This is a genomic window from Yoonia sp. R2-816 (assembly GCF_046762905.1).
In the GTDB taxonomy this organism is placed as follows: domain Bacteria; phylum Pseudomonadota; class Alphaproteobacteria; order Rhodobacterales; family Rhodobacteraceae; genus Yoonia.
On record NZ_JBKQXN010000012.1, the window covers coordinates 1 to 4,913 of the forward strand.

5 protein-coding genes are annotated in these 4,913 nt (G+C 54.0%); 3 read left to right on the top strand and 2 right to left on the bottom strand.

What is annotated here, in order from left to right; all coding sequences use genetic code 11:
* Positions 1 to 518: 518 nt before the first annotated feature.
* Both ACFWW2_RS00070 and ACFWW2_RS00075 read right to left on the bottom strand, forming a co-directional pair.
* Positions 519 to 770 carry a DUF6552 family protein gene (locus ACFWW2_RS00070; protein ID WP_393925325.1) on the bottom strand — a complete coding sequence of 84 codons (252 nt, stop codon included), beginning with the start codon at positions 768 to 770 and terminating at the stop codon, positions 519 to 521.
* Positions 760 to 1,464 carry an SDR family oxidoreductase gene (locus ACFWW2_RS00075; protein WP_393925328.1) on the bottom strand — a complete coding sequence of 235 codons (705 nt, stop codon included), beginning with the start codon at positions 1,462 to 1,464 and terminating at the stop codon, positions 760 to 762. The genes ACFWW2_RS00070 and ACFWW2_RS00075 overlap by 11 nt, the downstream gene beginning before the upstream one ends.
* A 98-nt stretch (positions 1,465 to 1,562) precedes the next feature.
* Here ACFWW2_RS00075 and ACFWW2_RS00080 point away from each other — a divergent pair, with 98 nt between their 5' ends.
* The 3 genes from ACFWW2_RS00080 (at position 1,563) to ACFWW2_RS00090 (ending at position 4,838) form a co-directional block, all read left to right on the top strand.
* Entirely contained in the window at positions 1,563 to 2,441 is an 879-nt protein-coding gene (locus tag ACFWW2_RS00080) for a LysR substrate-binding domain-containing protein (protein WP_393925326.1), read from the top strand.
* 736 nt (positions 2,442 to 3,177) lie between these two features.
* Complete coding sequence (locus ACFWW2_RS00085) at positions 3,178 to 3,810, top strand: tyrosine-type recombinase/integrase (RefSeq protein WP_393925329.1); 633 nt, start codon at positions 3,178 to 3,180, stop codon at positions 3,808 to 3,810.
* Positions 3,811 to 4,505: 695 nt separating this feature from the next.
* The gene (locus ACFWW2_RS00090) at positions 4,506 to 4,838 is read left to right on the top strand and encodes a BapA/Bap/LapF family prefix-like domain-containing protein (protein ID WP_393925327.1); all 333 of its coding nucleotides are present in this window, start codon (positions 4,506 to 4,508) and stop codon (positions 4,836 to 4,838) included.
* Positions 4,839 to 4,913 lie beyond the last annotated feature (75 nt).

Sequence of the window (4,913 nt, forward strand, 5' to 3'; positions counted from 1 at the left end):
CCCTTCGCCCTCAAACCAATGGAAGGTTTTGAGCATCTCATTGGGTGACCGGGCGACCCATCTTTCATTCATTGTCATTCGCATGAAATTGGCGAGTTGCGGACACTTATGACTTGAGCAGCGAGATGAATGATCGCTCATGACTGCGTCAGTGTCGTAGATCACCGCGTCATGTGCTTTGGCCAATCTACGTGTAACCGTTGATTTGCCTGCTCCGCTTCCGCCTCCGATCCAACGGACATGAGACAATGCATGGGAAAGATTGATTGGAGAATTCATTTCTTAGGGAGTACCACAAACCTTAATCGGTTTGGAGTGCCCTTCGGAATAACATACGAAAGCGGACACTCGCGCAATTACAGCGTAAGTCCGTTTTTCCCGCGGACCGGCCAATCCTTCCCGGAGATCGAATGGCCGGTCCGGGCTGCCTCCGGTCACCCGACCAAATCTGTCAGATGTCGGCGCTGAGCCTAAATCTGACCAATGCTGCACAGCGTCCGAATGGCCGCTCTTTTGTGTCAGCCGCTTGCCATACCTGCAATCATTGCGCCTAGCGCGACAAGGTGGACCAGCATGAGCGCCTTGTCATTCCATAGAGCGCCGACGGCGAACCAACCCACGACTCCGACAAGAAACAGGTAGAGGTTCCATGGTGTCCAGCCGAACCCGGTCGCGGTGTATCCCATGATCTGTACTGCGGATGCGCCCCACTTGACCGCGAAGACAAGGCGCTCGCGCGGTGATGCGAGCGCCAAGGTATCAGACTGCACGTGTCAATCCTCCGTCGAGACGCAGGTTTTGTCCTGTCATGTAGCCACCATCATTCGAGGCGAGCCACGAAATGAGAGAAGACACCTCCGAAGCGAAACCGTAGCGCCCCATGGGAATACGCGATTTGCGGTCTTCGGTTTCGGGCAAACTGTCTATGAATCCCGGAAGGACGTTGTTCATTCGAATGTTCTCGGACGCATATTTATCCGAATAAAGCTTCGTGAATGCAGCAAGCCCGGCCCGGAAGACCCCCGACGTTGGGAAAAAAGGGTCAGGTTCAAATGCCGCAAAGGTTGAGATGTTGATGATCGCCCCGCTGCCCTGCGCCTGCATTGTGGGTGTGACAAGCCTTGTCGGACGGATCACGTTCATCAGGTAGACTTCCATCCCTTGATGCCAATCGTCGTCGCTGATTTCGAGAACCGGTCCTTTCGGTCCGTGGCCAGCAGAGTTCACCAAGACATCGATACGGCCCCAACGATCCTTCGCACCCTCGACCAGAGCGCTCAGCGCTTCTCCATCAAGGTTAGAGCCAGTCACGTCAAAGCCGCCGAGTTCTCCGCCGAGCGCCTCACCCTTGCCGGACGAGGACAGGATGCCGACTTTGAACCCATCTTCTGCCAATTTGCGGGCTGCATCCGCGCCCATGCCGCTGCCGCCTGCCGTGATCAAAGCTACTTTTTCTACTGTCATATCGAGCATCCTTTCTTGGCTGAGCCATACATGATCACTTTTTTGATGAAATTCGATTCAGAATTGATGTTGTATGACAGTAGAATTACTATTGCAGAATGACCGAACTTCCCCCACTCAACAGTTTGCGTGCGTTCGATGCAGCCGGTCGCCGCCTCAGCTTCCGCTCAGCCGCCGATGAATTGGGCGTTACGCAAGGGGCCGTTGCGCAACAGGTGCGCCAGCTCGAAGCGAATCTTGATGTCGTCTTGTTTGAACGGGTGCCGAAAGGCTTGGCTTTTACGCCAGTCGGGCGCAGCTATCACAACCGAATTGCCGGAGTGTTCGCAGACCTTCGAGCCGCAACTGCCGAACTGAAACCAGAGCCGAATAAAGTTCTTATCAGTGTCACACCGACCTTTGCTGCAAAATGGCTGATCCCCAACCTACCGGACTTCACCGCAGCGCACCCGGATATCGATTTGCGGATTATGGCGACCGAAAGAGTTTCCAGCTTCCACAGCGACGGGATAGACCTCGCAGTGCGCCAGGGGTCGCCGCCATTTGGCGCATCGCTGGACGTAACGCTCATGTTCAAGCAATCGCTCATCGCTGTCGCAGCGCCAAAGTTTGCAGACAAGGGTGATATTCCTCTTGATCCAGAAACTCTAGCCAAACAGCCGAAGGTCCATGACACGCATGATCATTGGGCCAGCTATCTTGCGCATTTGGGTGCGCAGGACCAGTCTCCTCGCCACCTTCGTTTGAGCCAAACGTCTCTTGCAGTCGATGCAGCCATCGCCGGGCAAGGCGTGGCCCTGGTAAACCGGTTTCTGGTGGCTAATGACCTTGAAGCCGGGCGCTTGGTCGAGGTCGGCGCAGCTTGGGACACGGGCGGAAAGGACTTCTATGTCCTCGCGCCGCGAACCACGAAAAACAATGAGACGGTCGTCAATGTCGTGACATGGCTAACGGCGCGCTCAGCCGAAGATGCTTGACTACAGTGAACTATGAGCGGTCATTCAAATCATTGGGACGAACGGCAGCAAAGTCCGCGACCTGCCAGCGCTGTCCAAAATCGAATGTCCGGTTCGGGCTGCCACCAGTAATCCGACCAAAACCGTCAGATGTCGGCAGCGAGCCCATAGCGGAAGCCTTCTTTTCTTGCTGCGTGTGCACGCAGCGTGAAAGTTGCTGCAAGCGCTTTGTTTTGGTCGCGGCACCGCGGCTGAAAAACCGGCCATTCGAGCGGCGCGCAGCGATGATCGACTGGGCAATTCACAGGTCGCGGGACCGACCTGCCGTCGTCCCTCTTAGATCGAATGGCTGCATTGCAGGCTTTGCGTCAGCAGCGACAAAAAGCACGGGCGGAGATCGATCGTTCCTTGTCGGTGCAAAAAACAAAAAGCTTTTGCTCAGAGTGGACATCCGGGCGCTAGCCCAGCCTCCCGATATACAACTAGGGCGTGTTGACAAAAAGGATTCACATTGGGGCCGTACCGTGATTCAAGCTGGCATCTGCTATGGAGACCAGTTTGCCCCGAGATCTAATGAGCGACGACGAGTGGTCGCTGTCTGAACACTTCATTCTCGCGATCCGCGCCCCGAATGTGCAATACGCAGCACCGCTCCTGTCCGTCGGCTTTGAAAAACTGCCGTTAGCGAGGGTGTTAAAATCCCACTGCCGGCGCGGTGCTGGCGGTTGGGTTTGGAGGGTGGATCGGAGGGCATATCATGCCAAGAGTTCAACTCCCTGCAACCACCCCAAGACGTAGAGCCTGGAACAAGGGGCGGATCATCGGTCAAAAACGACCTTTGCTGCCAAAACAGGTCTGGGCGATTCGGGCACGGCTCGAACTGGCGGGCTATCTACGCGATCTGGCTTTGTTCAACGTCGCCATCGACAGCAAGCTGCGTGGCTGTGATCTTGTCAAACTTGCCGTATCTGACCTGGTGAAGGATGACCGCGTTCGGGAACGCGTTTCAGTGATGCAGAGCACGACCAAGCGACCAGTCCAATTCGAACTGACCGAAAACACTCGTGAAACCGTCTTGGATTGGGTTAAATCGCCTGAGATGTTTGCGCGTCGGTTCATATTCCCCAGCCGATTCCATGACCGTCCACACATCTCAACGCGCCAGTATGGACGGCTCGTTCGTGACTGGGTGACTGCGATTGGCCTAGAACCGAGCGGGTACGGCACTCATTCGCTCCGCCGAACAAAGGCAGCGGAGATTTATCGAAAGACCGGCAACCTCCGCGCAGTCCAATTGCTGCTCGGCCATACCAAGGTTGACAGCACTGTTCGTTACCTTGGTGTCGAACTGGAAGATGCTCTGAGCATTGCAGAGCTCATCGATATCTGAGCCATCTTGGCGAACGGTCCTGCCGTTCGCCATTCCAAATCGGGTGGATGTCTCTCATGCGGCGGTTTTCGGTGCTAAGCCGGTAAGTCCAGATGCTGCACTTCGCACAAATAATTGCGTTCCCACAGAAAGCCGACCCTGGGCTTGTTACGAGCGGCTCACATGGGTCATTAAACCGCACCACAACACTCTGCGTTGCAGTTCGCCAGCGCGGAGCTTTGCAGCAGTTAAAAATGGACAGAGGTCAACTGGGTCGATTAGGGATTCTTATTTCTAATACGGCCCAGATAGCGGCGGTTTCAGTAATTCAAACTTACTCTGCACAATTGGCGTTACAATTCCTTGGTATTGATCAAAGCTGACTCAATCCTTTTGATAACTACACTATCAGTGCGGGACATCTATAATGGTACGGCAGCAACTATGACCTCTCTGCCTTGCAGCGAATTTAACAACAACTAGAAAGTGTTGCGCACAATAGTTGTATGCTGTAGCGTATCGCTCAACTATACGTGTAGGTTGTGGGATAGTGTTCGTTTTGCACAATGAGATCATCATGCAGCTGCACAGCTGTCTAAGATTTTTTGACGCGTGCCAGCTTTGGTGAGTGTGGGACGCTCAAGCTCCTACACACTAACACCATCTTCGAAAATCAGAATTTGGCTCGGACGAAGCCGTTCAGGGAGAGAGAATAAATGGTTGATATTCGCGTACGGAACCAAGACTCAAATGTTGTCACGCAGAGTAACAATGTTAACGCAATAGATTTGCCGGACAACGTTGCATCTAACGTCTCATTGAACGTAGCTCCGGAAGATGTCGCCTCCTACGCGCGACAAGGTGATGATCTGATCGTTCAACTCGCTAATGGCGAAACGATAACAATCGCTGATTTTTTTCTGCAACCAGGTGGTGAGACCAACCGTCTGTATCTCGGCGAAGATGAACCACTTTTCCGTGCAAATGTAATCGGCGGAGCAATACTCGGCCACGGTAGCGGCGGCGTTGTGTTGTCGCGGGCGGCGTAAAAGTCGGCCACTTTTGCCCTTTCATTTGATGGGAGGGCATGGGGATATTCACCGTGGAATTGTATTTGAAGGTTC

Coding starts and splice junctions, on each gene's coding strand:
- ACFWW2_RS00075 (WP_393925328.1), bottom strand. CDS start 1,464: ATGACAGTAGAAAAAGTAGCTTTGATCACGGCAGGCGGCAGCGGCATG.
- ACFWW2_RS00080 (WP_393925326.1), top strand. CDS start 1,563: ATGACCGAACTTCCCCCACTCAACAGTTTGCGTGCGTTCGATGCAGCC.
- ACFWW2_RS00085 (WP_393925329.1), top strand. CDS start 3,178: ATGCCAAGAGTTCAACTCCCTGCAACCACCCCAAGACGTAGAGCCTGG.
- ACFWW2_RS00090 (WP_393925327.1), top strand. CDS start 4,506: ATGGTTGATATTCGCGTACGGAACCAAGACTCAAATGTTGTCACGCAG.